The organism is Halopenitus sp. POP-27 (genome assembly GCF_029889855.1).
GTDB classification, from domain to species: domain Archaea; phylum Halobacteriota; class Halobacteria; order Halobacteriales; family Haloferacaceae; genus Halopenitus; species Halopenitus malekzadehii.
This window is the reverse complement of record NZ_JARANU010000017.1, coordinates 50,634-77,006: the sequence shown is the minus strand read 5'-3', so window position 1 is coordinate 77,006 and position 26,373 is coordinate 50,634. Positions and strand designations below refer to the sequence as shown.

Annotated in this window: 30 protein-coding genes and 1 pseudogene; 14 read left to right on the top strand and 17 right to left on the bottom strand. The window is 68.3% G+C overall.

Annotation, left to right across the window (positions count from 1 at the left end; translation table 11 throughout):
- Positions 1-107: 107 nt before the first annotated feature.
- Positions 108-1,346, bottom strand: a complete 1,239-nt coding sequence (locus tag OQF70_RS11150; protein WP_280537640.1) for an FAD-dependent oxidoreductase — start codon at positions 1,344-1,346, stop codon at positions 108-110.
- A 203-nt stretch (positions 1,347-1,549) separates the two neighbouring features.
- Here OQF70_RS11150 and OQF70_RS11145 point away from each other — a divergent pair, with 203 nt between their 5' ends.
- The 3 genes from OQF70_RS11145 (at position 1,550) to yciH (ending at position 3,948) form a co-directional block, all read left to right on the top strand.
- Complete coding sequence (locus OQF70_RS11145; RefSeq protein ID WP_280537638.1) at positions 1,550-2,161, top strand: DUF6149 family protein; 612 nt, start codon at positions 1,550-1,552, stop codon at positions 2,159-2,161.
- 122 nt (positions 2,162-2,283) lie between these two features.
- Complete coding sequence (locus OQF70_RS11140) at positions 2,284-3,609, top strand: dihydroorotase (RefSeq protein ID WP_280537636.1); 1,326 nt, start codon at positions 2,284-2,286, stop codon at positions 3,607-3,609.
- A 45-nt stretch (positions 3,610-3,654) separates the two neighbouring features.
- Positions 3,655-3,948 carry a stress response translation initiation inhibitor YciH gene (yciH, locus tag OQF70_RS11135; protein ID WP_092816562.1) on the top strand — a complete coding sequence of 98 codons (294 nt, stop codon included), beginning with the start codon at positions 3,655-3,657 and terminating at the stop codon, positions 3,946-3,948.
- A 111-nt stretch (positions 3,949-4,059) separates the two neighbouring features.
- On the opposite strand, the gene OQF70_RS11130 is transcribed toward yciH, so the two are convergent.
- The gene (locus OQF70_RS11130) at positions 4,060-4,689 is read right to left on the bottom strand and encodes a DNA-binding protein (protein ID WP_280537633.1); all 630 of its coding nucleotides are present in this window, start codon (positions 4,687-4,689) and stop codon (positions 4,060-4,062) included.
- 1 nt (position 4,690) lies between these two features.
- On the bottom strand, positions 4,691-5,623 hold the full coding sequence (locus OQF70_RS11125; protein ID WP_280537632.1) for a replication factor A: 933 nt from the start codon (positions 5,621-5,623) through the stop codon (positions 4,691-4,693).
- Positions 5,624-5,928: 305 nt separating this feature from the next.
- Between OQF70_RS11125 and gpmI the strand changes: the two genes are divergently transcribed.
- The gene (gpmI, locus tag OQF70_RS11120) at positions 5,929-7,443 is read left to right on the top strand and encodes a 2,3-bisphosphoglycerate-independent phosphoglycerate mutase (protein WP_280537631.1); all 1,515 of its coding nucleotides are present in this window, start codon (positions 5,929-5,931) and stop codon (positions 7,441-7,443) included.
- Between the two features lie 55 nt (positions 7,444-7,498).
- Here gpmI and OQF70_RS11115 read toward each other — a convergent pair whose 3' ends face one another.
- Positions 7,499-8,128 (bottom strand): NUDIX domain-containing protein, encoded by a 630-nt coding sequence (locus OQF70_RS11115; protein ID WP_280537630.1) that lies wholly within the window; start codon positions 8,126-8,128, stop codon positions 7,499-7,501.
- A gap of 49 nt (positions 8,129-8,177) precedes the next feature.
- Positions 8,178-8,591: an Lrp/AsnC family transcriptional regulator gene (locus OQF70_RS11110; protein ID WP_280537628.1), complete on the bottom strand. Its 414-nt coding sequence runs from the start codon at positions 8,589-8,591 to the stop codon at positions 8,178-8,180.
- 96 nt (positions 8,592-8,687) lie between these two features.
- Between OQF70_RS11110 and carA the strand changes: the two genes are divergently transcribed.
- A complete protein-coding gene (gene carA, locus OQF70_RS11105; RefSeq protein ID WP_280537627.1) occupies positions 8,688-9,761 on the top strand; it encodes a glutamine-hydrolyzing carbamoyl-phosphate synthase small subunit in 1,074 nt (357 codons plus the stop codon).
- Between the two features lie 112 nt (positions 9,762-9,873).
- Here carA and OQF70_RS11100 read toward each other — a convergent pair whose 3' ends face one another.
- Both OQF70_RS11100 and OQF70_RS11095 read right to left on the bottom strand, forming a co-directional pair.
- Positions 9,874-10,800, bottom strand: coding sequence for a PHP domain-containing protein (locus OQF70_RS11100; protein WP_280537625.1), 927 nt, complete (start codon positions 10,798-10,800; stop codon positions 9,874-9,876).
- Between the two features lie 83 nt (positions 10,801-10,883).
- Positions 10,884-11,726 (bottom strand): molybdenum cofactor guanylyltransferase, encoded by an 843-nt coding sequence (locus OQF70_RS11095; RefSeq protein ID WP_280537623.1) that lies wholly within the window; start codon positions 11,724-11,726, stop codon positions 10,884-10,886.
- A gap of 118 nt (positions 11,727-11,844) precedes the next feature.
- Here OQF70_RS11095 and OQF70_RS11090 point away from each other — a divergent pair, with 118 nt between their 5' ends.
- Entirely contained in the window at positions 11,845-13,668 is a 1,824-nt protein-coding gene (locus OQF70_RS11090; RefSeq protein ID WP_280537621.1) for an aldehyde ferredoxin oxidoreductase C-terminal domain-containing protein, read from the top strand.
- Between the two features lie 57 nt (positions 13,669-13,725).
- Here OQF70_RS11090 and OQF70_RS11085 read toward each other — a convergent pair whose 3' ends face one another.
- Positions 13,726-14,580, bottom strand: coding sequence for a DUF63 family protein (locus OQF70_RS11085; protein ID WP_280537620.1), 855 nt, complete (start codon positions 14,578-14,580; stop codon positions 13,726-13,728).
- 93 nt (positions 14,581-14,673) lie between these two features.
- Here OQF70_RS11085 and OQF70_RS11080 point away from each other — a divergent pair, with 93 nt between their 5' ends.
- Together OQF70_RS11080 and OQF70_RS11075 are read left to right on the top strand one after the other, a co-directional pair.
- Entirely contained in the window at positions 14,674-15,300 is a 627-nt protein-coding gene (locus tag OQF70_RS11080; protein ID WP_280537619.1) for an adenylate kinase, read from the top strand.
- A gap of 103 nt (positions 15,301-15,403) precedes the next feature.
- Positions 15,404-16,318, top strand: coding sequence for a DUF106 domain-containing protein (locus OQF70_RS11075; RefSeq protein ID WP_280537618.1), 915 nt, complete (start codon positions 15,404-15,406; stop codon positions 16,316-16,318).
- A 51-nt stretch (positions 16,319-16,369) separates the two neighbouring features.
- Here the strand turns inward: OQF70_RS11075 and OQF70_RS11070 are convergent, their stop codons facing one another.
- From OQF70_RS11070 to OQF70_RS11055, 4 genes are all read right to left on the bottom strand, one after another.
- On the bottom strand, positions 16,370-16,741 hold the full coding sequence (locus OQF70_RS11070; RefSeq protein ID WP_280537617.1) for a thioredoxin family protein: 372 nt from the start codon (positions 16,739-16,741) through the stop codon (positions 16,370-16,372).
- Positions 16,742-16,841: 100 nt separating this feature from the next.
- On the bottom strand, positions 16,842-17,501 hold the full coding sequence (locus OQF70_RS11065; protein WP_092816536.1) for an HAD family hydrolase: 660 nt from the start codon (positions 17,499-17,501) through the stop codon (positions 16,842-16,844).
- 46 nt (positions 17,502-17,547) lie between these two features.
- A complete protein-coding gene (yqeC, locus tag OQF70_RS11060) occupies positions 17,548-18,414 on the bottom strand; it encodes a selenium cofactor biosynthesis protein YqeC (RefSeq protein WP_280537616.1) in 867 nt (288 codons plus the stop codon).
- 106 nt (positions 18,415-18,520) lie between these two features.
- Positions 18,521-18,739: a hypothetical protein gene (locus OQF70_RS11055; protein ID WP_280537615.1), complete on the bottom strand. Its 219-nt coding sequence runs from the start codon at positions 18,737-18,739 to the stop codon at positions 18,521-18,523.
- A gap of 339 nt (positions 18,740-19,078) precedes the next feature.
- On the opposite strand from OQF70_RS11055, the gene OQF70_RS11050 reads away from it, so the two are divergent.
- From OQF70_RS11050 to OQF70_RS11040, 3 genes are all read left to right on the top strand, one after another.
- Positions 19,079-19,510, top strand: coding sequence for a hypothetical protein (locus tag OQF70_RS11050; protein ID WP_280537614.1), 432 nt, complete (start codon positions 19,079-19,081; stop codon positions 19,508-19,510).
- A complete protein-coding gene (locus OQF70_RS11045; protein ID WP_280537613.1) occupies positions 19,507-20,469 on the top strand; it encodes an alpha/beta fold hydrolase in 963 nt (320 codons plus the stop codon). The genes OQF70_RS11050 and OQF70_RS11045 overlap by 4 nt, the downstream gene beginning before the upstream one ends.
- A 115-nt stretch (positions 20,470-20,584) precedes the next feature.
- Positions 20,585-20,902, top strand: coding sequence for an MTH1187 family thiamine-binding protein (locus tag OQF70_RS11040; protein ID WP_280537612.1), 318 nt, complete (start codon positions 20,585-20,587; stop codon positions 20,900-20,902).
- Positions 20,903-20,908: 6 nt separating this feature from the next.
- On the opposite strand, the gene OQF70_RS11035 is transcribed toward OQF70_RS11040, so the two are convergent.
- Positions 20,909-21,580 carry a hypothetical protein gene (locus tag OQF70_RS11035; RefSeq protein WP_280537609.1) on the bottom strand — a complete coding sequence of 224 codons (672 nt, stop codon included), beginning with the start codon at positions 21,578-21,580 and terminating at the stop codon, positions 20,909-20,911.
- A 146-nt stretch (positions 21,581-21,726) separates the two neighbouring features.
- On the opposite strand from OQF70_RS11035, the gene mch reads away from it, so the two are divergent.
- The 3 genes from mch to OQF70_RS11020 all read left to right on the top strand — a co-directional run bounded on the left by mch (position 21,727) and on the right by OQF70_RS11020 (position 24,609).
- Positions 21,727-22,686 (top strand): methenyltetrahydromethanopterin cyclohydrolase, encoded by a 960-nt coding sequence (mch, locus tag OQF70_RS11030; RefSeq protein WP_280537607.1) that lies wholly within the window; start codon positions 21,727-21,729, stop codon positions 22,684-22,686.
- A 20-nt stretch (positions 22,687-22,706) separates the two neighbouring features.
- Entirely contained in the window at positions 22,707-23,279 is a 573-nt protein-coding gene (locus tag OQF70_RS11025) for a hypothetical protein (protein WP_280537605.1), read from the top strand.
- A 124-nt stretch (positions 23,280-23,403) separates the two neighbouring features.
- Entirely contained in the window at positions 23,404-24,609 is a 1,206-nt protein-coding gene (locus tag OQF70_RS11020) for a potassium channel family protein (RefSeq protein ID WP_280537603.1), read from the top strand.
- A 26-nt stretch (positions 24,610-24,635) separates the two neighbouring features.
- On the opposite strand, the gene OQF70_RS11015 is transcribed toward OQF70_RS11020, so the two are convergent.
- The 4 genes and pseudogenes from OQF70_RS11015 to OQF70_RS11000 all read right to left on the bottom strand — a co-directional run.
- Positions 24,636-25,040 (bottom strand): ribbon-helix-helix protein, CopG family, encoded by a 405-nt coding sequence (locus OQF70_RS11015; RefSeq protein ID WP_092816520.1) that lies wholly within the window; start codon positions 25,038-25,040, stop codon positions 24,636-24,638.
- Positions 25,041-25,281: 241 nt separating this feature from the next.
- Positions 25,282-25,743: a rhodanese-like domain-containing protein gene (locus OQF70_RS11010; RefSeq protein ID WP_280537601.1), complete on the bottom strand. Its 462-nt coding sequence runs from the start codon at positions 25,741-25,743 to the stop codon at positions 25,282-25,284.
- 10 nt (positions 25,744-25,753) lie between these two features.
- Positions 25,754-26,080, bottom strand: a complete 327-nt coding sequence (locus OQF70_RS11005) for a cupin domain-containing protein (protein ID WP_280537600.1) — start codon at positions 26,078-26,080, stop codon at positions 25,754-25,756.
- Positions 26,081-26,177: 97 nt separating this feature from the next.
- A pseudogene (locus tag OQF70_RS11000) lies at positions 26,178-26,276 on the bottom strand (J domain-containing protein); the annotation flags it as partial.
- Positions 26,277-26,373: the final 97 nt, after the last annotated feature.

Sequence of the window (26,373 nt, the reverse complement as noted above, 5' to 3'; positions counted from 1 at the left end):
TTATTCCGAACCGACCCATCTCAGGAAGGTCGAGGGGAATTAAATTCGCCTGCGGGTGCGGTGCGACCCCAAGACGGTGAAGCCTCGGGGCTTGACCCCGAGGTACTTCACTGCTTGCTCGTTTGTGTCAGGTCGTCGACGGAGAAGCCGTCCGCAAGCAGCGCCTCCGTCTGGTCGCCGACGTATCGCTCCTCACGCATCAGCTGTTTGTACGCCGACTGCGGCGCCAGGTCCCCGATCAGGACGCCGCCCACGATCTTGCCGTCCTTGAGCGCGAGCTTGCGCCACTCGCCCTCGCCCGTCGTCGCCTCGATCGACTCGTCGCCGAGCGTCGGGTGGCCAAAGGAGAGGAACGGGAAGTCGAAGTGGGTGATCGAGTACGAGGAGACCCACCGGAACTCCGCGGAACCGTACTCGACCATGTTCTTCGCGGCGATCGTTCCCTGTTCCTTGGCCGATCCCCACGCTCCGTTCTGGGCACGCTCGCCGAGGATGGTGTCGTGGAACTCGGTGATGTCGCCGGCCGCGAAGACGTTGTCGACGTTCGTGCGCATGTATTCGTCGACGATGATGCCGTCGTCCGTCTCGATCGGCGTCTCCTCGACGATCTCCGTGTTGAAGTTCAAGCCGATCGCGATGCCGGCAAAGTCACACGCATACCGGTCGCCGTTCGGATCGACGGCCGCCTCGACGTGGCCGTCGTCGTCGACCTCGAAGTGGTCGACGCCCGAGTCGAAGACGGGTTCGACGCCGCGTTCCCGCATCGCCTCGTGCATGATCTCGGCACCCTCCTCCGAGAGGGCGTACCGCCACCAGGCGTTTCCGCGCATCAGGTATTTCGCCTCGACGTCCTGGGCGCCGCAGATCGCCGCGAAGTCGATCCCCAGGAGGCCGGCACCGACGATGACGCCGGTGTCGGCGTCCTCGACGCTTTCTTTGATCTGTCGGGCGTCCTGGAACGTCCAGAAATGCTGGATGCCGTCGGCGTCGGCGTTCTCGACGGGCAGCTGTTGGGGGGTGCCGCCGATCGCCAACAGCAGCGCGTCGTACTCGAGGGTCTCCCCCTCGTGGGTCGTGACCGCGTCGTTCTCGACATCGATGTCGACGACGAGGGTGTTCAGCCGAAGGTCGATCTCCCGCTCGGCGTACCACTCCTCGTCGTGGATCGAGATCGGCGCTTCGGGCAGTTTCCCCTTCGCGAACTCCTTGATGAGGATCCGGTTGTAGAGGGCTTCACCCTCGTCGGTGATGACCGTGATGTCGGCGTCCGGACGCGCCTCCCGGAGCGTCTCCGCGGCCGACGAGCCAGCGACCCCGTCGCCGACGATCACGTACGAGTCGGTCATGACCCCGGCTTCGGCTTCGGGGTTAATGTCGGTTGCTATCTGAATGAGGAATCGTGAGGATCCATCGCATATTGTGCGATCGTTGGGTCCTTTAGGACCTTTCAGGGTTGCGGTGGTGGATCCCGGGCCACCCGGCGGGACCGCCACGGGTTCCCCGGCGGGACCGCCACAGATTCAAGGTCGTACGACCCCAACGGAGCCGTATGAAGATCAGCCAGAACGTCCGCCACTGGGCCGCCAAGAAGGCGCTCACCGCACCGGTGCTCGGGGAGGTCGCGAGCGACAAGCTCGTCGACCTACACACGACGATCTTCCTCAACAAGGCGGACGACGACCGCCGCGAACAGCGGCGCGCACACCTCGACGACTTCTTCGAGGCGACGATGGACGCCTACGTCGCCGCCCTCCAGGCGGGCTATCCGGAGGCCGAAGCCCGCGAGATCACCCACGTTCAGGCCAACTTCGACTTCTTCAACCACGGCTGGACGGAGATGATGGAGATCCCCGGCGACGAGCTCGAGCCGCACTACCGGCGCTACGAGGAGTTCTTCACAGACCACGGGATCACGATCGACGATCCCCTCGGCGAGTTCCATCCCGCCGACGGGATCGTCGACGCCCCGTCGACCCCCGGGAAGCTCGAGGATCCCGAGTACGAGAACGCCAAGGCCGGCTTCGCGGACGACGTCTACGTCGAGACCGAGGACGGCGAGACGATGCGCGGCGATCGCGGCGAACCCGAAGACGTTGACCCGACCGCCGCACCTGGGCTCGATGAGGACGCCGCGACGGACGACGGAACCTCGACGGCCTGACCGCCGCCACCGACGGAGACCAACGCCACCCGACCGCCAGCGCGGCCCCGCTCCCCGCCGCTTCCGACCGCCAGTGCGCCCCGAACCAGCACCGTTTTTCCGTCCGCCGTCGACGTTCGCGTATGCTCATTACCGGCGGGACCCTCTCCGACGGCCGGGTTCGGGACGTTCGGGTGACCAAGGAAACGATCGACGCGGTCGCCCCCGATCTCGATCCGGCGGCCGACGAACGCGTGATCGACGCACACGGGAAACACCTCCTTCCGGGCGCAATCGACGTCCACGTCCATTTTCGGGAGCCGGGCGGATCCCACAAGGAGACCTGGCGGACGGGATCCCGATCGGCGGCCGCCGGGGGCGTCACGACCGTGGTCGACCAGCCGAACACCGACCCGCCGACCGTCGACGGCGCGGCCTTCGACGCGAAGGCGCGGCTGGCCGCCGACGCCTCCCTCGTCGACTACGGGATCAACGGCGGCGTGGTCCCCGAGTGGGACCCCGACACGCTGTTTGACCGTCCGCTGTTCGCCCTCGGGGAGATCTTCCTCGCCGACTCGACCGGCGAGATGGGGATCGACCTCCCGCTGTTCGAGGACGCTCTCGAGCAGGCGGCCGACGCCGAGGTCCCCGTGACCGTCCACGCGGAGGACGCCACCCTGTTCGATCGGGACGCTCTCGACGGAGACCTCGGCGGAGCCGGGCGCGAGGCGCGAAGTGATCGCTGGTCGGCGTTCCGGACGCCGGAGGCCGAGGCGGAAGCCGTTCGGCGAGCGGTGACCGCGGGCGAGCGCGCCACCGGACGGCTCCACATCGCACACACCTCGACGCCGGAGGGGGTCGACGCGACCGACGGCACGGACGCGACCTGTGAGGTCACGCCACACCACCTGTTCCTCTCGACGGATGACTGCGACCGGCTGGGGACGTTCGGACGAATGAACCCGCCGCTTCGTGATCCGGACCGCCGGGACGCCCTGTTCGAGCGGCTTCGTGACGGGCGAATCGACGTCGTTGCGACCGACCACGCGCCCCACACGGTCGCCGAGAAACGGCAGCCGCTCACGGATGCACCCAGTGGCGTGCCCGGCGTCGAGACGATGCTCCCGCTGCTCCTCGACGCCGTCCGGCGTGAGGAGCTCACGCTCGAGCGCGTCCGGGAGGTCACGGCGACCGCCCCGGCCGCGATCTTCGATCTCCCGCAGAAGGGGGCGATCGAGGAGGGACGGGACGCCGACCTCGTCCTCGTCGACCTCACGGATGGCCGCGAGATCGAGGCGGCGGCGCTCCACTCGAAGTGTGGGTGGACGCCCTTCGAGGGGCGCTCGGGCGTCTTTCCGGAGCTGACGACGGTTCGCGGTCGGGTCGTCTACGAGCGGGACCCCGCGACCGGCGCCGAGTCGTTCGGCGAGCCGCTCGGGGAGTCGGTTCGATCGCGGGCCGACCCCTGACTCCCGACACTATTTAATACCGCCGTCCAGTAGGTTCAGCTTGTAATGTCGGAAGTCTGCTCGACGTGCGGGCTGCCCCAGGAACTCTGCGTCTGTGAAGACGTTGCCAAGGAGTCCCAGCAGATCAGCATCCGCATCGACGAGCGAAGATACGGAAAGGAGGTAACGGTCATCGAAGGATTCGACCCCAAGGACGTCGATCTCGACTCGCTGTCGTCGGATCTCAAGTCCAAGTTCGCCTGCGGCGGCACCGTCGAGGACGGCTCCATCGAGCTGCAGGGGAACCACTCCGGGCGCGTCGAGGAGTTCCTCAGCGAGAAGGGGTTCAACGTCGCGTGACCGTCACCTAGCACCCGCCGTCGAGCCGGTTTTTCGCGTTAGTTACCCCGCGAGCGACGCGTTCGTCGATCGGGGAACGGAACCGGTCCCGTTCGGGAACCGCCGGCCCGACTACGCCTCGATCGAGGTCTCCGACTCGGGATCGCTCCCGTCGGATTCCTCGCCCGCGTCGTCGAGATCCTCGAGGGCGGACAGCGCGGCCGCCTTATACGTCTCCGGATCGAGGTCGTAGTGCTCCTCGGCCATCCGGGCGTACTCGTTGCCCTCGTCGTCGAACCGGGCGATTCGCTCGAGGGTTCGTTCGGCGGTCTCGGCGACCCAGCGGTCACGGACCGTGGCGTCCACGCGGGTGATCGACTCCGGCCGGACCGAGACGTTGATCGAGCCGTCGTCGGTCTCGTAGGTTCGCGGCTTGCCGACCACCGCGACGTACGCCGGCGGTTCGAGTTCCCGCAGCGTGTTCGCCGCCTCGGGCTGGTACTGGCCGGCGTAGACGAAGAACGTGCCGGTCGGATCGACGATCCGGCCGCGCCAGTACTCGTTGTCCTCGCCGACGTCGTCCTTCTCGGTCAGCGTTCCGACGAAGAACACGCGGTTCGCGGACTCGCCGGTCGGCAACAGCGAGTAGACGGGCGCGCGCTCGTCCTCGGACTCCTTGAACGTGTAGCCGGCGTCGTTGAACTCCGTGGCGAAGACGCGCCGGGCGACCTCTCTCGTCGGTGTGGATCCGCTCTGACTCATGTTAGATCGACCTCGCGTTGATCAGCGCCTGCTCGACGTCCACCGGTCCGGGCTCCTCGAGATCGTTGACGAGCACGTAGCGGCCCAGCGTTGGCCCGGTCACCCGGTAGTACCGGCCGAGGACGTCCGCGGCCATTCCGTCGGCGACGACGGTCGTATCGAGCGCGTCCATCGCCTCCTGTTTGGCTTCCTCGAGGGTGACGCCGGTCAGATCCTCGGTGGCCTCGCGGTCAAAGATGATCTCGTGAACGTCGGTCCCGTCGTCGAGGACGGCCTTGATCCGGAGGTCGAACTCACCCTCGACCTTGCCGTGTTCGCTGCACCGGCCGTTCTGCAGCACGCGGGTACAGTCCTCCTCGGGGCATCGCTTGATGAGCCCCGACCCCGACTGGACGTCGACGAGGGCACCCTCGACCGTCTCGGCGTTGTCGCCCACCTCGATGTCCGCGTCGATCCCGGTGATCGACGTGGTTCGGTTGAGCTTGACCGAGTAGCGGCCCTCGTACTCGTCGCTGACGACGTTCGAGAGCTCGTACGCCTGGTCCTCCTCGAGCAGGGGGAGATCCGAGGTCTCGAAGGCGGTGAACTTGATCGTCCCCGACTCGTCGCCGAGCAGGCCGACCTGGGCGACCGCGTCGCTGCGGGGTTCCCACAGGTCGACGACGGTCACCCGCAGGTCGACCCACTGTTCATCGTCGTCGATCTCGTTGACGTCGACGCGCTCGCTCCCGCCACGGCCCAGCTCGTCGCGCTCGAGGCCGGCCTCCTCGAGGTAGCTGTTGGTGACGCTGCGTCGAGCCTCCTCGATGGGGACCCGGTAGTCGGTGACGAGGTTGTCGAGTTTGGCCTCGATCTCGTCGACGTCGGGACTCGGCTCAAGGTGGTCCGAGAACTGTTCCGCTATCGCTTCCGCGTGGTCTCGTAGGTCCGTCATGGCTGTGTCGCCTCCGGCGTGTTTTCAGTGGGAGGCGTACGCTCCTTGGGGCGGCATCCCGTAAAAGGTTCCGTAACCGTAGTGAAAGTAAACGAACGTGCGATAACGTCGCTCTCTCGGCCGATTTCCGTGACCTTCCGGTCCGGCGTCTGACCCTCGTCCGACACACGTGGGCGCCGTTTCGGGTGGAGATGACGAGGAGATGACGATCGGCAACGGTTCACCGGAGCCGACTCGACGACATACCGAAGCCGCCTCGGCGGCACAACGAAGGGTAGTTGACGCTCCCCGCCCACTCGTCGGGTATGCGAACAGCGCTCATCGTGTTGGATGGGTGGGGACTCGGCGATCACGACCGGTTGAACGCCGTCGCGGCCGCCGACACCCCGGCGTTCGACGACCTCTCGGACCGCGGTGCGTCCGGTCGGTTGACCGTGCACGGTCGCCGGGTCGGTCTCCCGGAGGGGCAGATGGGCAACTCGGAGGTCGGCCACCTCAACATCGGCGCGGGCCGGGTCGTCAAGCAGGCGTACACGCGTATCTCCGATGCGATCACGGCCGGCGAGTTCGCCGACAACGACGCGATCCGGTCGGCGTTCTCGTACGCGCGCGAGCACGACGGGCGCGTCCACTTCCTCGGGCTCGTCTCCGACGGCGGGGTTCACTCCGACATCGCGCACCTGCGCGCCCTGATCGACGCGGCGGCGGCCGCCGGCGTGCCCGCGAGCACCCACGCGTTCACCGACGGGCGTGACACCGCACCCGAAATCGCCGAGACGTTTCTGTCCGATCTCGCGGAGCACACGGCGGCCGCCGGGACCGGCGCGGTCGCGACCGTGACCGGTCGGTATCACGCGATGGATCGGGACGAGAACTGGGACCGGACGCGGAAGGCCTACGACGCCATCGTGAACCGGGAGGCGCCCCACACCGCCGACTCGGGCGTCGAGGCGGTCGAGCGTGCACACGACCGCGGGGAGACCGACGAGTTCATCGAGCCGACCGTGGTCGCGGGCGAACCGGCACTCGCCGACGGCGATGCGGTCGTCTTCTTCAACTTCCGGGCGGACCGCGCCAGGCAGCTCGTCCGGCTGCTCACCGGCACGTCGCCGACGTGGAACGTCGATCTCGACCAGCCCGAGATACGGCTCGTCACGATGACCGAGTACGACGAGACCTTCGCGTTCCCGGTCGCGTTCCCGCCGCAGATCCCGGCGGACACGCTCGGCGAGGTCGTCTCCGAGGCGGGCTGCACGCAGCTCCGGATCGCGGAGTCGGAGAAGTACGCTCACGTCACCTACTTCCTCAACGGCGGCCGCGAGGTCGAGTTCCCCGGCGAGATCCGGACGATCGTCGAGAGTCCCGACGTGGCGACCTACGACGAGCGCCCGGAGATGTCGGCCGCGGGCGTCACCGATGAGGCGATCTCGACCATCGCGGCCGACGACCCCGACCTGCTCGTGCTCAACTACGCCAACCCGGACATGGTCGGCCACACCGGCGACTTCGAGGCCGCGGTCACGGCGGTCGAGGCGGTCGACGCCCAGCTCTCCCGGCTGCTCGAGGCGATCGCCGACGCCGGCGGCCATGCGATCGTCACCGCGGACCACGGCAACGCCGACGATATGGGGACGCCGGAGGAACCGCACACGGCACACACGTTCAACCCCGTCCCGTTCATCTATCGCTCGCCGGCCGGCGACGACGGCGGCCGGACGGTTCGGGAGGACGGATCGCTGTGTGACGTCGCGCCGACGGTTCTCGAGCTGATGGACCTCGATCAACCCGCGGCGATGACCGGCAAGTCGCTGTTGGAGTAGCCGTTGGCGACCCTATCGGGGTCGCCGTCGGCGGCGCCGTCTCGCGAGGGACCGCTCACTCCGAGAAGTCGCGGCGCATCGCGATCTCGAACCAGGGACAGAGTCGAAGCTGGCGGTACAACTCCGGATGCTCGTGGAGATGGTCGTACTCCACCCACAGCATCCCGCCGATCTCCGCCTCGTCGGGATCCAGACTGACGTCGTCGAGGGTGACCTTCAGGACCGCACAGACCTCCCACTCCAGGCCGGCGTTCTCGTAGTACCGTTTGTACTCGAACTTGTCGGTCACGCGGAGGTCGTTGTACTGGTCGGGACTGATGCCCAGCTCCTCCTCGAGGCGCTGTTCGGTGGCTTCCGTCTGGGACTGGCCCTCGACCGGGTGGGAGGCGACGGTGCCGTCCCAGTGGGTGTTCCACAGCCGTTTGCTTGGCGCTCGCTGTGCCAGCAGGATCTTTCCGTCGCCGTCGAAGACGAGGCAGGTGAACGCTCGGTGGCGGATCCCCTCGCCGGTGTGGGCGTCAAGCCGGTTGACCGTTCCCTGCGCCGTGTCGTCCGGGTCGACGGCGATGACGTCCTGGTTCGCGTTCTCGTGGTGCGCAGCGTCCTCGGATGCCGCGTTCGCGTCGGCCGTCTCGGCGCCGCCATCGGCGATCGGGCCGCGATCGATCGCGTCGTCTCGGTTCATACGGAAGGGGACGGCGAGCCGCCCTAATAAGAATTCGATCGATGTGGCATCACCCGAGCCGTTCATCGAGGATGAGCCGCGTCTTCGTCGATTTGACGTCGTCCATCTCGCGGGCCTCAGTGATCAGGTCGTTGACCGCGCCCGTGTCGACGGCGTCGACGACGAGAACGATGTCCTCCTCACCGGAGACCTGCCAGACGAAGTCGACCGCCTCCCAATCGGTCATCCGGTCGCCGACCGCGCCCGTGTCGACGTTCACCTCCACGGAGATCTCGATCATCGCCTTCACGTTGCCGGTCCGGGTCGTCACCGTGAACCGTTCGATGATCCCCTCCTCGTTCATCCGCTCGACGCGGTTGCGCACGGTCCCCTCCGACGTGCCGACCTGGTCGGCGATCTCCGTGTACGGCGTTCTGGAGTCCCGTCGAAGGACGGAGAGGATCTGCCGGTCGAGCTCGTCCATACCGCCCCGTGGCCGGGCAGGCAGTTAGTGATTACGAATTTCGTAATTCACCTTCGAACGACGCACTTATTAGCGTAGCTCCGTACGTTTCTCGTAATGTCGGACGCCTACATCGCGCTTGCGGACGGTCGCGTGCTCGAGGCCCGCACGCGTTCGCCCGGGCGCACACGTGGTGAATTGGTCTTTACGACCGCCTACACCGGCTACGAGGAATCGCTGACCGATCCCTCCTACGCCGAGCAGGTTCTCACGTTCTCGTACCCCCTGATCGGAAACTACGGCGTCCGATCCGAGCGATTCGAGTCCGAAACCGTCCAGCCCCGCGCGGCGATCGCCCGCGAGTTCACCGACGACGTCGCCGAGTGGCTCGACGGCGAGGACATCCCGGCGATCGACCACCTCGACACGCGCGACCTCGTCACCACCGTTCGCGAGGAGGGCGCGATGGCCTGCGGGATCGCCGCCGGTGAGGACGTCACGCCCGAGGACGCCATCGCGGAGATGGAGGCGTGTGAACCGATGAGTGACCACGTCGACATCGGTGCCGGCGTCTCCGTTGCCGAGCCCGAACTCCACGAGGGAGACCCGGCGGGTGAGTCGGACGTCCGGATCGCGCTGCTCGACTGCGGCGCCAAGGGCTCGATCATCGAGTCGCTGAACGCTCGCGGGGCGGACGTCCACGTCCTCCCGTACGACGCCACTCCCGAGGACGTCTCCGCCGTCGACCCGGACGTGCTGTTCGTCTCAAACGGGCCGGGCGATCCGGAGAACTTCGTGGCCGCCAAGGCGGTCGTCGACGCCTTCGCGGGCGAGCTGCCGCTTGCGGGGATCTGTCTGGGCCAGCAGATCGTCGCGAGCGCGCTCGGTGGCGACACCGAGAAGATGACCTTCGGCCACCGCGGCGTCAACCAGCCCGTCAAGGACCTCCGCACCGACCGCGTCGTGATGACCACCCAGAACCACGGCTACACGGTCGCCGACCCTGGCCCGCTCGAGGTCACCCAGATCAACGTCAACGACGACACCGCCGAGGGACTGGAGGACGACGATCTCGGCATCCTCACGCGCCAGTACCACCCCGAGGCGAACCCCGGTCCGCACGACTCGCTCGACTTCTTCGACGACGTGATCGCGATGGCGGATTCGACGACCGAGATCACCGCGGACTGATCCCGCCTCGCGTTACGGTTCGACGTTCCATCGCGGCGGCGCCGCTCCCGTTTTTAATTGCGTTTTCCCGTGCCGTTCGCGCTCGTCCGCCCGATCGGCTGCATCACCGCACTTACCGCAGCCAGGCGGCCACCCGCGCGATCCGGTGGGCCCCCTGTACGGCGCCGACGCGCGCGGTCGAGGCGGCGGTCACCGCGCCCCACCGCGCCGCGGCGGCGCTCCGGATCGCGCCGGTCTTCGCGTAGTAGCCGGACTTTCGCGCGGCGGCGATCGCGTAGTGGCGGGCCGCCATCGGGACCGGCGCACGCCGACCGGCGACCGAGGTCGACCCGGCTCGGAGCGCATCCAGCACGTCCGTCGCCGTCACCGCGGCGACCGAGTCCGCGTCCGGGATCGTCACCTCGGTGAACGCCCGCCCGACGTACTCGAGGGTGTGGGCGTCGCTGGCCGCCACCGCGGCGAGGTCGTTTTCGGCCGCGAACCGGCGTGCCTTCCGGTTTCGGTAGCCGGTGAACAGCCAGGCGTTGAACACCTCGATGGCGTCGACGCCGGCGGCGCGAGCGACGGCAGCCGGCTCCGTCTCTCCTGTATCCGTCCCCAGATTTGCCCCCTCTGCGTCCGGCCCATTCGCATCCGCCGACGCGTCCGCGCCGCCGATCGGGATGTACTTTCGGCGGACGCCGTGGCGGGAGCGCTGGAACGGGTGGGGAACGATCGCGACGCCGCCGTGGTCGTGGATCCACGCCACGGTCTTCGCGTACGACTCCCGGTGGGGCGGCATCGAGTCGACGCCGATCGCCAGCAGGTGGCCGTGGGCCGTCGAGACCTCGACGCCAGGGATTCCCACGAGCCCGTATTCGGGGGCCATCTCGGCGGCCCGCAGCGACTCACCCATCACGTCGTGGTCGGTGATCACGACCGCGTTGAGTCCGATGTCCGCCGCGTGTTCGAGGATCAACTCGACCGGCTCGTGGCCGTCATAGGAGTCCTCGGAGTGGACGTGCGGGTCGATCCGGAGGGTGAGGTTCTGAGTCGACACGCCTCCGGGTACGGGTGAGAGATATATAAGCGCACGTCCCGGTCAGGTCCAACTCACCGCTCAACCACACGTCGCCACGTCCGTCAGATCCCTTCGATCCCTTCGATCCGCACCTCGGCGTCGGCGTGATCCTCGCGCGTGTTGACGTTCCGGAAGGTTTGCTCGGCCGTGACCCGTTCGATCTCGGCGTCGTCGACGACGACGTACGCGAGCTCGAACAGCGGCTCGATGATCTTCCGTTCGCCGGCCGCGAGCGCGCGGTCACAGGCGTCGGCCATCGGCGCCGCACGGTAGACGGCCTGTGTCGTCTGAAACCACTGATCATCGAGCCGCGGGACCGCGGCCTCGTGGCCGCGACACCGCGCCAGCAGGTGGGCGATCAGGGTCGGATCGACGAAGGGCATATCGCAGGCAACGACGGCGACGTACTCGCCGGTGGCGGCCCGGCAGCCGTCGCGGATGCCGGCCATCGGGCCGCGGTCCGGCTCCTCGTCCTCGGCGTAGGTCACCGGCAGCGGGAAGCCCTCCATCGCGGCCGTGATCCCCGATCGCTGGTCGTCCCGGCAGTTGATCACGAGGTCGTCGACGACCGGTTCGCCGCCGCTCGCACGCCCGCCGCCCGGATCGACCGGATCGTCGGTTCCCGCGAGGCGGTTCGCGACCCGCCGGATCATCGGCGTACCCGCCAACGGCGCGATCGCCTTGTCCCGGTCGCCGAAGCGCGTCGACCGGCCGCCGGCGAGGATCACGCCCGTGATACCGCCGGCGTCGTTCCCGTTCGAGATGCCGACGTCGTTCGCGTCCGACACGTCGGCGTCGTTCGCGTCCGACACGTCGGCGTCGTTTGCGTCCGCCATACCGATCGCTGCGTGGGCCGGCGGGAATACGCTGTCGTCCTCGGCGGTCGCGTTCGGGATCGCGTTCATCGATCGTTCGTCGGCGCCGTGAGCTCAGTGATCGTCGGGTGCCGTCTTCCGGATCGACCGGATGGCGTCCCGTGATCGACCGGGTGGCATATACGTCGGGGCGTGCAAGATTCCCCCAATGACGGGGCGGACCCACGTATTGCGGGCGGACCTCTCGGCGGGGACCGTCGAGCGCGAGCGCGTCCCCGAGCGCTGGCGACGGCGTTATCTCGGCGGGAAGGGGCTCGGCGCGCGGTACCTCTACGCGGAACTCGCTCCCGACGTTGACCCCCTCGGCCCCGATAACCTGCTGGCGTTCTGCGTCGGTCCGCTGTCCGGGTCGCTTCCCGGAGAGTCGCGATACGCCGCCGTGACGAAGTCGCCGCTGACCGGCGTCTTCCTCGACTCGTACGCGGGCGGCACGTTCGCCGAACGGCTCGCCGGGTCCCTGGACGACTGTCTGGCGCTGCTCGTGACCGGCGCCAGCGACGAGCCGGTTCGGATCGAACTCGGGGACGGCGAGGGCCGGATCGTCCCCTCGCCGAACTGGGGCGCGGACACGGTCGAGACCGCGTCGGCCCATTCCGACGCGGCGGTCGCGTGTATCGGCCCCGCCGGCGAGAACGCGGTCCGATACGCGACGATCGCCTCCGATGCTGGCGAGCACCACGCGGGTCGCGGCGGCGCCGGCGCGGTGATGGGCGCGAAGGGTCTCAAGGCCGTTCTCGCCCGCGGCGACCGCGCGGCGCCGCCGAACGAGGACCTCGCCCGGCTTCGTGACTCCCTGGCCGAGGCGTACGCGGACGACGACACGGGACGTTGGCAGGCGGCCGGGGAGACCCTCGAGTCGATCGACTTCGCGGACGAGGTCGGGGCGCTCGCCACCGAGGGATGGCGAAAGGGGACCTTCGAGGGGACTGACGAGGTCGGGATCGACGCGGCCCGCGAGGCCTCGGTCGGCCGTGAGAACCCCGACGACCCGGTTCCTGGCGGGTTCCGCGTCGAAACCGACGACGGCGAGACGGTTCCCCGCGGGGCCACACAGATGACGCTCGGCGCCGGGCTCGGGGTCGACGACTTCGACGCGGTGGCAGCCCTCGGCGGCTGCTGTGACCGACTCGGGGTCGACGTCATCTCCGCCGGCAACGCGGTCGCGTGGCTCGCTCGTGCGAGCGACGCCGGCGCCATCGATGCGTCGGTCGAGTTCGGCGATCCGGACGCCGCCCGGGCGGTGATCCGCCGTCTCGCTGGGCGATCTGCATCGACCATCGATGACCTCGATCCGGCCGTGATCGAGACGCTCCGGCGCGGGGTCGATGCGGCTGCCGATCGGTTCGACGTCGATGGGATACCGACGGTGAAGGCGATGGAGTTGCCGTCCTATGACCCCCGAGCGGCGGTCGGGATGGCGCTCGCGTACGCCACGAGCGACCGCGGCGGCTGCCACCGGCGGGCCCGCCCGATCGAGCGCGAGGTGTTCGGTGCCTGGAGCGACGCCGACCGGATCGAGGCGGTGATCGAGGCGCAAACCCGGCGGTCGCTGCTGTGGAGCCTCGTCGCCGACGACTTCGCCGGTGAAACGCTTCACGACGACGTGGGTGCCGCGTTCTTCCGCGTGCTGGCCGACGCCACCGGTCTGGCGTATCCGACCACGGCCGACGACCTCGCCGCCGCCGGCGAACGGATCTGGACGCTCGTCCGGCTGTTCAACGTCCGGGAGGGGGTCGATCGAACCGACGACGCGGTTCCCGACGTTCTCACCGAACCGATCACCGACGGTCCCGCGGCCGGCAGCCGGATCGACCCCGACGAGTTCGCGGATCTCCTGGACGGCTATTACCGTGTTCGCGGCTGGGGACGCGACGGGGTTCCGACGCGGGAGACGCTCGACCGGCTCGGGCTCGCGGACGTTCGCGACGCCGACACCCCGGTTGGATCGCCCTTCGCGGATGCATCCGAGTGATCCCGCGATCGTCGCCGGAACGGTGACCGGTCGGAGGCCGCCGGCGACGGTGAACGGTCAGGCGCCGCCGGCGACGGTGAACAGCAGCAGGTTGTGTGCGCCCGGACCGAGTCCGACCGCCGCGATGAATCCCAACAGGAGGTATCCCTCGGTCGGGTCCTCCTCGACGTAGTCGACGAACAGAACGACGATCCCGCAGACGAGCGTCAGCTTCACGAGCACGAACAGCCAGCCGACGCCCAGTGCCTCCGCGGTCGGGAGCGCGGCGGCACCGTCCATGATCAGCCGCGAGAGCGGAGTTCGTTCGCTGAACCCGAGGACGTCGACGCCGACGGCGGTCGAGACGGCGTCAAGCGCGTGCCCGAGGACCGCCAACGCGCCGACGCCCCCCGTCACCGACGCGCGGGGAACCAGTCGGACGAGTCCGACCCACGCGAGGGCGCCGACGCCGATCGAGACGACCAGCGCGATCGCCGGCCACCGTGGCGTGAGGGACCCGGCGTCCGCTCCGACCGCGAGCGCCGTCGCGACCACCGGAAGCAGCGCGATCACGCCGACCGCCGCGATCGCGGCGGGAACTCGCTTCGTCTCCGGCGTGGCGTCCGTGGATCGGTCCAGGCCGGCGGCTGCCACGTCGATCAGCAACCACGTCGCCCCCGCGATCGCAGCGACCGAGAGGTAGACCGCCGGCGTGCCGGCCAGCGGGCGGACGGCTGCCGGCAGTCCACCAACCACATACAGCACGTGGAGACACGATCCGACGGCCATCCAGGGCGCGAACGCGACCACGTGTCGGTCGGTCACCGTCGGCCGACGCCGTGCGATCCCGGCCGCGACGAACGCGACGGCGACGAGCAGTCCGACGAGATGCGGGAGCGGTGGGAGCCCGAATCCCTCGGGGAGAAGCACCATACCTCGCCACCGGCGCGGCGATCGGAAAGCGTTTCGGTCGCTTCCGAGCGCGATATCTTCAACTCTTTACGTGCGGATGCCGACGCCTCGGGTATGAGCCACCACGTGCTGCTGCTCGGTGCGCCCGGTGCGGGCAAGGGAACCCAAAGCAAGAAACTCGCCGACGAGTACGACCTCGAACACGTCACGACCGGCGACGCGCTGCGCGCCCGGAAGGATCTGGAAACCGAATACGGCACGCCGCGGGAGTTCATGGAGGCCGGGGAACTCGTCCCGGATCCCGTCGTGAACGAGATCGTCGAGGCGGCGCTTGCGGACGCCGACGGCTACGTCCTCGACGGGTATCCGCGCAACCTCGATCAGGCCGAATACCTCTCGGAGATCACCGACCTCGACGCCGTGATCTTCCTCGACGTCGACGAGGAGGTCCTCGTCGACAGGCTGACCGGTCGGCGAGTGTGTGACGACTGCGGTGCGAACTACCACGTCGAGTTCGCCCCGCCCGAGGAGTCGGGCGTCTGTGACGACTGCGGCGGCGAACTCGTCCAGCGGGAGGACGACACCGAGGAGACCGCTCGCGAGCGTCTCTCCGTCTTCCGCGAGAACACCGAACCCGTCATCGAACACTTCCGAGAGACTGGTGATCTCGTCGAGATAGACGGCGAAGCCGCCCCTGAAGAGGTCTTCGACCGCATCTCCGACGTCCTCGACGAGGAGTAACGGCCGAGTTCGGGACCGCGCGGTCGCGGTTCCCCGCCGCGCGGTGGGTGCTCCTGGCGCCAAGCTAAAAGGTTCTTAACGGTCCGTTTCCTACCGCGTGACAATGAGCACGGTCGAACGGAAGGTCAGAAGCCTCGTCGCCGAGGACGACGGGATGCGCGAGGCGATCGAGGTCGTCCTCGATCACGCGTCCGACGGGGAGGTCAAGTGGGTCGACGTCCGCGAGGAGATCTCGAGCGGCCAGTGGGGCCGGCTGATCGAGAAGGGGATCCTCGAGGACGGCGAATCCGGGTTCGCGCTCGCCGATCGTGCGGGGATCGAGGACGGTCTCGAGTCCGCGGACGCGTCGGGGGGCGCCACGTCGACCGGCGACGCCGACGCCCCCGAGGGAACGTCCTGGTCGAAGTGGGACAAGGCCGCGGGGCTTGCGACCGTCGGCCTCTTCGCCGGCTACGCATGGGCCCCGGTCCGGCAGGTTATCGCGGGTGCCGTCGACGTCGTGTTCGGCCCGCTGATGAACATCGTCCCCTTCCACGTCGTCATTATGGTCGTCGCCCTCGCCACCGGCCTCTACTCGACGCTCCTGCGCGCCGGCCTGATGGATATGGAGAAGATGGGTCAGTACCAAGATCGGATGAAGGACATCCAGGAGCGCCGCAAGGAGGCGAAGAAACGGGACGACCAGGAGGCGCTCGACGCGATCCAGGACGAGCAGATGGAGGCGATGGGCGACCAGCTCGGGATGTTCAAAGAGCAGTTCCGCCCGATGGTGTGGATTATGTTCCTCACCATCCCGGCGTTCCTCTGGATGTTCTGGGTCGTCGGCTACCGCGGCTCGGAGGCGAACTACCAGCTCGGCGAACTCGTGATCCCGATCGCCGGCCAGGCCGTCGACTGGACCGAGCCGATCCTCGGCCCGATCCAGATCTGGATCGTCTGGTACTTCCTCTGCTCGATGGCGTTCACCCAGCTCATTCAAAAGAGCCTCAACATCCAGATGTCGCCGACGTCGGCGTAGTCGCCGACGCCGAACCGGTTCGACGCGCCAGCGACCACTCGTCTCCGAAGGTTAGTCGTCCTCGGGCACACGATCGGGTGCGTGCGTCCGTATCAGCTCGAGTACGCGCTCGACGCCGACGAACCCCTCCGCGAGCCGGTCGACCGGCGCTCCGTCGACGAACAGCACGAGCGTCGGCACGCTCCGAACGTCGTACGCCTCCACGAGCGAGAGGTCGGTCCGCGGGTTGACGGTCGCGACCGCGACGTCCGTCGCCGTGGCGACCGTTCCGAGGACCGGTTCGACCGACTGACAGAGGGTACACCCCTTGGTGTAGAACTCCACGAGTGCGACGTCGTGTGTCGCCAGAAAGGCGTCGAGATCGTCGCCGGTGTCCAGATCGACCGGCCGGTCGTTCGCAGTGATGGATGAGTCCGCAGCCATGTCTCACCCGAGGGTCGCAACGCGGAAAGCCTCGTCGGCGACGACGCAGTCACCGGTTCGATACACCTGATGTCCAACCGGCGCCGACCGCGGGGGCCAGTCACCGGCGGCCGCAGATGCTCACGAGGTCGTGGAGGTCGTCGATATCGTAGGTGGGTGTTCGGCTCAATTCGAACTCACGGCGGTGCGGGCGGCGGATGAACGCGGAGTCGATCCCCGCGTTGTCGGCGGCTTCGAGGTCGGATTCGTTGTCGCCGACGAACAGCGCCGTCTCCGCATCCAGGTCCTCGAGGACTCGCTCGAGGTAGTACGGGGAGGGCTTCTTCCGCGAGAGGCTGACGATCGACGGCTCGCGGCCGTAGACGGCCTCGAAGCGCTCGGACAGCTCGAAGTGGTCGAGCAGGAACTCGACGGTCGCCTGCTGGTTCGAGGAGACGATCCCGAGCGAGGCGTCGAGATCGTCGATGACGTCGACGTCCTCGTAGGGCGTCTTGCGTCCCGCTCGCGCGTCGTCGATCTGCGCGTCGCTTGCGGTCCGGTCGCGGGCGCGCCAGAACTCGGCCGGATCCACGTCGTATCGCTCACAGACGTCCGTCAGCGTCGCCGGCGTGACGCCGATCGCGAGGTCGTCGACGTGTGCGAGGTCCGGGTCCTCGACGCCGACGCTCTCGAAGGCGTTCCAGGCGGCTTCCCGGAGCGTGTCGAACGGGGTCCGTCCCACGAGCACCCCGTCGTTGTCGAAGACGACCGCGTCGTACACGGCGGGTCTCGGGGCGACACGCTCAAAAAGGTTTCAACTCACGGGGTCACTCGACCGTCGGATCGTCGCCAACCGGCACCAGATCGACGACGTCCCCGTCGATCAGCCGCCCGAGCACGACGTGTGGCACCGACGGAATGGACGATCCGTTCCGCGTCTCCCGTCGCGGGCCGCCGTCCTGCTGCTCGCCTTCCCGTCGTTGCTCACCAACCCGTTTCCGAACGACGCCGGCCACCTCACGGGCACTCGCGGCTGCGTCGGCATCGTCGACCTTGTTGATCAGGGGGATCACGCACGCTCCGTCGGGGACGCCGGCGAGTCCGCCGTCGGGACTGGCCAGGACCGTGCCGACGAGTTCGGGCGTAACCGTGTCGCCGACCGCGACGTCGAGCCCGGCGCCGCGAGCGATGTCGACGACGCGCTCGGGGCGGTGCACCAGATCGTCGGTGAGCGGGTCGCCGACGACCGCGACGCTTGCGACCGGTACCACCACGTCGGCGGCGTCGGGGATCTGCGGCTCCGACTCGCCGGGTGCTTTGAACTCCCGCATACGAGCACCGTCAGCCTTGATCAGGGCCGGTCCATCGTGGGCCTCGATGATCCGACTCACCGTCTCTCGATCGTAGCCGAGATATCGGTCCGTTCGCTCCTGGGCTGGAACCAGCCCGATCGGGAACCTCGCGTTCGGGTTCGCTGCTTCCGACCTCGCCGTCTCCCGTTCGAGCTGCTCGACCGGGTCGGCCGTGACCGAGACGGTCGCCACGTTCGGATCGAAGATCGGGATCCGGACCGTGGCGGTGACGACCGCGCGGTCGAGCAGATTCGCGAGCGTGTACATCGTCGTCTTCTTGCCGCCTGCGCCGACGACCGCCACGGCGGCGTCATCGGCTCGGAACGCCTCGATCGGATCCATCTCGTCTCGGAGTTCGGGCCTGTCGCCGAAAGGGGTGTCGACGGCGCTCGCCGATTCCTCGGTCGGCCGACCTCTCGACCGCTCGGTTCCTCAGTCGATCGGTTCCTCAGTCGATCGGTTCCGTCGACCCGCCCGAATCGGGCGGGTCGTCCGGTGTGTCATCCATCCCGCCACTCAGGAACGCCCGCAGATCCGCCGCGCAATCGACACACAGCAACACCTGCAGCTCGCCGACCGGATCCAGGACGTCCACGGCGCCGAACTCCTCGCCCGGGTCGATCGACGTCCCGCAGCGAACGCAGTCGTGGGAGCGACGAAGCGTCACGCCTCGACCCCAGCGTCCGTAGCCGCATCAATCCCGCGGGTCAAGTGGTTGTGATCAACACACACGACGGAAAGGTTATTATTCTCGGTTCACTACAACCAGGTGCCGCGCGGGAAACCCAAATCGTGTGCCTCTGACAAGCGACTTGGTTCGTCGTCCCCCCGACGATCCCCCCCGTCCGCGGCTTTTCGCGCGCTCCATCCCGTGAGTCCCCGGCGAGTCGCCGGACCGATTCGATTCGTTCGATTCCGTTCAGTTTCACATCCTCGTTCACTCGGACGGTCCGATCGCCGTCTTGCTGCCGGTACCGATTTACCACGCCGACCGCTACCGACCGGTATGGATGCGGACGCGCTCGCGGACGAACTTCGAAGCTTCGGGGTCAGCGTCGAGTCGCTCTCCCTCACGGCGGGGACCGTCGACGTGACGTACCTGACCGCCTTCCCCGGTGAGACGGTCACGAAACGCGAGATCGGGCGGGCGTGTAACGCCCTCATCGATCTCGCCGAACAGGGCCGGTGGAACCCACAACCGGTCGAAGCGACGGTGATACGCGCGCCCGGCGACGTGCTCGGCTGGTGGTCGGTCGACCCGGCGTGGATCGACGACCTCGTCGCCGAGGAACTCACGGAGACCGAATTCTCCACGCGGGTGCTCGAGACGGTCGTCCACGACGTTGACGCCGACGCCGGTGATGGACCCGATACGGAAGCCGATCAGGGGGCCGGCACTGGACCCGATCCGGAGCCCGATCAGGGGGTTGATCGATGACTCGTCGGATCCCCCGAAACCGGGCCCAGCGCGACCTCGACCGTCCGGATCGCGAGCGGTTCGCGACCCGAACGCTGACCGCGGACTGTGCCGGCGGCAGCTGTCGCGGCCGCCTGTATCTCCCGTCATCGGACGCAAGCGCGCCGGCCGAAGACCCGCCGGTCGTCGTGATGGGACCGGAGATCGGTGCCGAGGCCACCTTCGGGCTGCCGGCGGTCGCGGAGCGGTTCGCGGCCGCGGGCTATGCCGCGTTCCGGTTCGACTATCCGGGCTTTGGCGACTCCGACGGCGACGACCAGCGGATCGATCCCGCGGGCCACCGCCGCGCGTACGCGGCCGCCGTCGACCGGGTTCAGGAGGTTCCCGACCTCGGATCCTCGGTGGTCGCCTACGGCGCCGGGTTCGCGGCCGCACACGCCCTGTGGGTCGCCGAGGAGCGACGTGCCGTCGACGCCGTGATGGCGATCACCCCAATCCTCGACGGCGGCGCATACCTTCGGCGGCGCGGACTCGGTCCGTTCGCCCGGGCGGTCGGCGCCGGGATCCGCGGTCGGATCGGGGAGGCGCTTCCGGGTGGGGTCGCCGGCGGCCGGGTGGTTCCGATCGCGGGGGACCCCGAGGATCGGGCGGTGGTCGCCGCGCCGGGCGCCAAACGCGCCTATCTCGACCTCGTCGACCGGGATTCCGACTGGCGCAACGAGACTCCTGCAGGCTCGCTGCTGTCGATCGCTCGAGCCGACGTCACGGACCGACTTGCGGACGTCCGCGTCCCCGCGCTCATGCTCGCGGGGGCCGACGACGTGCTTGCACCGGTCGACGCAGTCGAGCGGGCGGCCGACCGGCTTCCCCGTGGGACCTACGTCCGGCTGCCGGCCGACCACTGGTCGGTCTACAGCACCGACTTCGAGCCCGCGATCGGTCATCAGCTGTCCTTCCTCACCGACGTCTTCGCGGACTGACCCGTCGATCCCTCATCGCCCCTCACCGCCTCTCCCGTCGCCGTGATGCCGCGACGTCACAGCGTCGCCATCTCGCCGCCCGCTTTTAAGCCGATGCGGGACCGATCGATCGCGTATGACCGTCGTTGCCCTGTTGAGCGTCGCGCCCGTGATCGAGGGGAGTATGTCCGAGGAGGTCGCCGCCGCCGTCGCGGCCCTCGACGACTTCCCGGTGAGCTACGAGACCAACCCGATGGGGACGGTGATCGAGGCCGACGACGTCGGGACGCTGCTTGAGGCGGTCGAGGCGGCCCACACCGCCGTCGATGCCGACCGCGTCTCGACGGTTCTGAAGATCGACGACAAGCGCACCGTCGACGCCCCAGCCGCTGCAAAGGTCGCGGCCGTCGAGGAGCATCTCGGCCGCGAGGCCACACGGTCCCGTCACGATTGACTCGGCTCAGACGGCCTCCGTGTTCGCGATTCCGCCGGCGTCGGCATTCCCCTCGGGGTTGCGAACCGCAACCTCGAAGCTCGTCGTTCGCAGCACGGTCTCGGACTCGCCCTCATAGCCGGTCAGATCCGCCCGCAGGACCACGTCCAGCACGGTTGCGGCCGTCTCCCCGGCCTGCAGCGTCGGGTCGCTCAGCGAATCCCTCGTGACGGCGTCGCCGATCGCCGTCGCGTCGAGTCGCTCCAGGGTGAGTGAAAGGACGCCGGCAACGTCCCCGAAGCCGGTCGTTCCGTCCGCCGGTTTCGTCTCGGCGATCGGGCCGGGCGTCTCCGTGGCCGCCGCCAGCGTCTCCTCGACGAGCGTGTCCACGCCGTCGTCGCTCCCGACCGCGACCGTCAGGTCGATCGTTTGGACCCCGCTCCCGAAGTTCGCCCACTCGACGGTGACCTCGGGCGTGAGATAGACGGCCTCGATCCCGCCGTCGTTGCTGAGGACCGTCGGCGTGTCGCCCGCCTCCAGCGCCGCCGGATCGCCGTCGATCGCGGCGCTTGCGACGGTCGGGCTCGTGGTGAGGAGGATGCCGCCGGTCGCTGCCGCGCCGAGGATCCCGGCGGTTCCGCCGAGGATCGACCGTCGTGAGATCGCGTCGTCGGACCGTCGGGCGAGTGCGTCGAACATCGTGGCCCGGGATGTGTCGGTATCCGGGATAAACCTCCAGCGATGGACCGCCGACGCCGTCGATACGTGCGCGGCGACCGAGGGGAACGGCGCACGATGCTTTGCCGCTTGATAAGTCCCTTAGGCGAGGAGCGCCCAGCGTTCGTATGGACAGCATCAATCGGACCGCGATCGAACTCGTCGACGAGGCGCTCGACTTCGCCGGCGAGCTCAAGGTCGTCCCCCACGAGCTGGACTCCGAGGCCACCGTCATCGACTTCGGGGTGGCGGCGGACGGCGGCATCGAGGCGGGGATCCTGCTCGCGGAGATCCAGACCGCCGGACTGGCGAACCTGACGACACGGACGGGGCAACTGGCGGGCACGCCCCGACCGTACGTCGAGGTCTCGACCGACCATCCCGCGATCGCGCTGTTGTGCTCTCAGAAGGCCGGCTGGGAGCTCTCCTTTGATGACTTCGAGGGGCTCGGATCGGGACCGGCTCGCGCGCTGGTGGGTCGCGAGACCGAGTTCGAACGCGTCGGCTACTACGACGAGTCGGAGTTCGCGACGTTGGCGGTCGAATCGGCGTCGCTGCCGGATGACGCGATCGCCGAGCACGTCGCAGATCTGGCGGGCGTCGACACGTCCGGCGTCTTCCTGCCGACCTTTGCGACCGGCTCGATCGTCGGATCGGTCACGATGGCTGCCCGCGCGCCGGAGCTCGCGATGTTCCGGCTGCTCGAGATCGGCTATGACCCGACGGACGTCCTCACGGCGACCGGCTCCGCGCCGGTGGCCCCGGTGAGCTACGACGAGGACGTCGCGATGGGCCGGACCAACGACGCGCTCGCGTACGGCGGCGAGGTCTACCTCCAGGTCGCCCGCGATGACGACCGGTTCGACGAGATCGTCTCCACCGTTCGCGACGACTACGGGACCCCCTTCATCGAGGTGTTCGAGGACGCCGACTGGGACTTCCACGACGTCCCCGAGACGGTGTTCGCGCCCGCCAGCGTCACCGTCGACGTCGTCGATGGCCCGACCTACAGCTACGGGGAGACCGACGAGGAGCTGCTCGCCGAGTCGTTCGGAATGACTGACGCCGCCGGATACGGCTTCGAGTAACCTCACCACGAGACCCACCGATGCGTTTCAAGATGCTCCCCACCCCGCCCGGCGACCTCGACCGCGTTCGCGAGGCCCAACGGGCGGTTCCGCTGGTTCCCGGCGACGAGTCGGACTGCTGTGCCCGGCTCCAACGCCGGCTCGACTTCCCGAGCCGCGACGTGGCACGCACCTGGCTCACGTTCCTGCGGGCCCTCGAGCTGGCGCAGGAAACCGACGTCGGGTTTTCCCGCACCGACCGCGAGCCGACCGTCGAGCACCTCCGCACGTCGTTTCTCGACCGGGTGCTGCTCGCTCCCGAAACGCTCGCGGCGGTCGCGGCGGTCAATCAGCACGCCACCGACGCCGGCGAGCGTGGTGTATCCCCCGACGCCGTGTTCGACCGCGTTCGCGACGACGTCCCGACCTACGAACACCACAAGAACCCGGACACGTGGGAGACGATCTGGCACGACCGAACCGCCGATCTGCTCGGCTGGCTCGCGCTGCTCGATCTCGTCGACGCCGTCGACGCCGAGGCTGACGCGGTCGATGCAGTCGACGGATACGTTCTCACCGACCGCGGGCGGACGGCGATCGACGACGATCGATGAGGGACGACGACCGATGCGATGACGACCGATGCGACGGCGACGGATGAGGGTCCCGTCAGCGTCGTCGCGAACCGTCCGTCGGCGACGTGACAAGGCTTTTGCCACGCGCCGGTGAGTGTCGCGTATGGGACGATTCGAGGGGGATCGGACCCCCGAAACGGTCGAATACGAGCCGGCGAGCGTCAAGGACCTGCTCGTCGAGATGAAGGACACCGCGGAGCTGCTCATCGACCTCTCGTACTCGGCCGTCCTCCACCAGAGCACCGACATCGCCCGCGAGGTGCTCGAACTGGAGCACAAGATGGACGTTCTCCAGATGCGGGCCCGAATGAGCCTGATGCTTGCCGCCCGGAATCCGAACGAGGCCGAGCAGCTCGCGCCGGTTCTCGGCGTGATCGCGGGCGCGGACAAGATCAGCGATGCCGCCGGTGACATCGCGAAGGTCGTTTTAGAGGAGATCGGCCTCCCCGACGCGATGCGTGGCGCCCTCTCCGAGGCGGTCGAACTGCTCGTTCGCGGGACGATCGCGGAGGGATCGCCGTACGCCGGCCGGACGCTACAGGACATCGACCTCGAGTCGGAGACCGGCGTCCGGATCATCGCGATCCGCCGTGCGGATGAGTGGATCCTGAATCCCGGCCCCACGACCACGCTGTGTCCCGACGACGTGGCCATCTTCCGCGGGCCGGAGGCGTCGATCCCGGACGTCCACGAGACTGCGACCGAGGAGGCCTACGTGGCCGACGAGCCCATCGAGCCGGACGTCTCGGACCTCGAGCGGGCGGTCGATTCGATCGTGTTGATGAAGAATCTCTCGGAGCTCGCGGTCGATCTCGCCTACGGATCGGTGCTGTTCGACGCCGAGGAGCTGGCCGAGGAGGTGAGCAACCTCGAGGTCGAGGTCGACGCGCTACAGTCCCGATTCGAGGCGTGGACGCTCCGGGCGGCCCGGGAGGCCGACGACCCGGTCGCGCTCCGGGGGCTCATCCACCTCGGCGTCGCGACGGAGGTCATCTCCGACGCCGCCGTGGAGATCACCGAGGGCGTCCTCCGCGACCTCGACGTCCATCCGGTCGTGGAGCTGGCGGTCAAGGAGTCCGACGAGATCATCACTCGAACGACGGTGGATCCCGACAGCGACCTCGACGGGACCGCGATCCACGAGGGCGTTCCCGAGACGTCCGTCTCGACGAGCGTCCTGGCGGTTCGACGGCCGGGAGAGGGCTGGCTCGTCGGCCCGGACATCGACACGGTGTTGCAGGCCGGCGACGTCCTGATCACGAAGGGAACACGCACGTCCGCGGCCGAGTTCGCCGATCGAGCCGCCTGACGATCCGGCCGCGGTCCTCGGAGGGGTCACCCGAGCCGGAAGGATGGCTCGTCGGCGTCGCCGTCGAGCTCCTCGAGCTGGATGACCTCCTCGTCCTCGTCCTCGAGCTGCTCGCGGAGGTAGGTGACGTAGCGTTTGTGCTCCTCGAGCTGCTCGCGGAGGTGGTCGGCCTCGAGCTCCAACCGCTCGTGCTCGCGGATGAAGCTCTTCGGCACCTCCACCTTCGGCGGGAAGGAATCATCGCTTTCGCCCGCGCTCTCGAGTTCGTGTTCGGGGACGACGCGGACCTTGCCGTCGTGGGCAACCAGCGTGTCCACGTAATCGCGGAACACGGCGGACAGCGAGATGTCGCGCTGCTCGGCGATCTCGCGGAGGGTCTCGAAGGCGTCCTCGTTGACGCGGAACGAGATGGTCTTGTTCTTGTTGCCCATCACCGGCTAGTGGTCGGTCCTGCTACTTAAGGGTTTGTCAGACGGTGGCGTGATCCGGTCGGCGGGCGTCCGCTCGTCGATGATGTACCCCCGAGTTATATACGCGATCGTCGCGCTGCTGCTCGCGTCCATTCTCGTCGCGGCGCGAACGCGACGATCGTAGAGTCGGACGGGGGACGATCGTCAGCGGGCCGTCTGCAGGCCGTCAGCGGGTCGTCCCCGGACGGTCCGCAGGTCGGCCTCAAAACGGTGCCTCGGGGTCAGACCCGTTCGGACTCGTCCGCCGAGGTCCCTCATCCGTCGGTTCCCGGCGAGGTCCTTCGTCCGCCGATCCCTGGTGGAGCCCCTCGTCCGCCGATCCGGTGTCGGTCGCGGCCGTCTCCATCGGGCCGTCCCAAGCCGCCAGTCCACCGCGGAGGCTCTCAACGGTCACGTCGGCGGTGATCGTGGACGACGCGATCAGATCGGCCGCCTGCTGGCTGGATATCCCGTGGGGACAGACCGTCACGATCCGGTCCGCATCGGCCACCTCCTCGAGGCGGCTCCGCAACTCGGGGGCCGGGACGTTCCGACTGCCGGGGATGTGGCCGCGATCGAAGGCCCGTGTCGACCGGATGTCCACGATCACGAGCGAGCCCGCGGGCGAATCACCCTCGCTCTCGATCAACGGTTCGAGTTCGTCGACGTCGATCTCGGCGCTCATCGGCGGTCCCTCACGGAAGCGGACAGAGGCTGGCGGTCAGGACGGCCCGCTCGTCCGAATCGTTGCGGGCACCGTGAACGTCTCCTCGTTCGTTGTGTACGACGCCGGGTGCGTCGATCCGTTCGGTCTCGTCCTCACGAACGACGGTCGGTGATCCCTCCAGGACGTGGAAGACGTTCGTGGCGTCGCCGTGTTCGTGTGGCGAGACCTCTCCCCCGGGTGCGAGGACGAACGCCTTCACCAGCACGTCGTCGGTCACGACGACTTCGGCGGTTTCGACCTCCCCGTGGTCGGGATCGAGGTCGGTGATCGCGTCGGCGTATCCGTCGAGGCTCATACACACGATCGACGGTGTCGACGGATAAATACCGTCGGCTCGGCGGCGGGCCGGTCCGGATGAAAACGGATGAGAATATGGCCGGGGCGTACACATCGACACCGAGAACCTCGTGTGCTGGTTGGTTCGTGGCAGATCCGGCCACGGCGACGTCCTCATTGCCATCCCCAGGCGGGAGCCGGGCGGCGGCGAACTCGTCGAGTCGATCGACCTTGTTCGCGTAGGAGACTGCCCGACTCTAGACCTTCGAGGTCCCGAACCCGGCCGGAGCATCGTATTTCGCGCCCCACTGC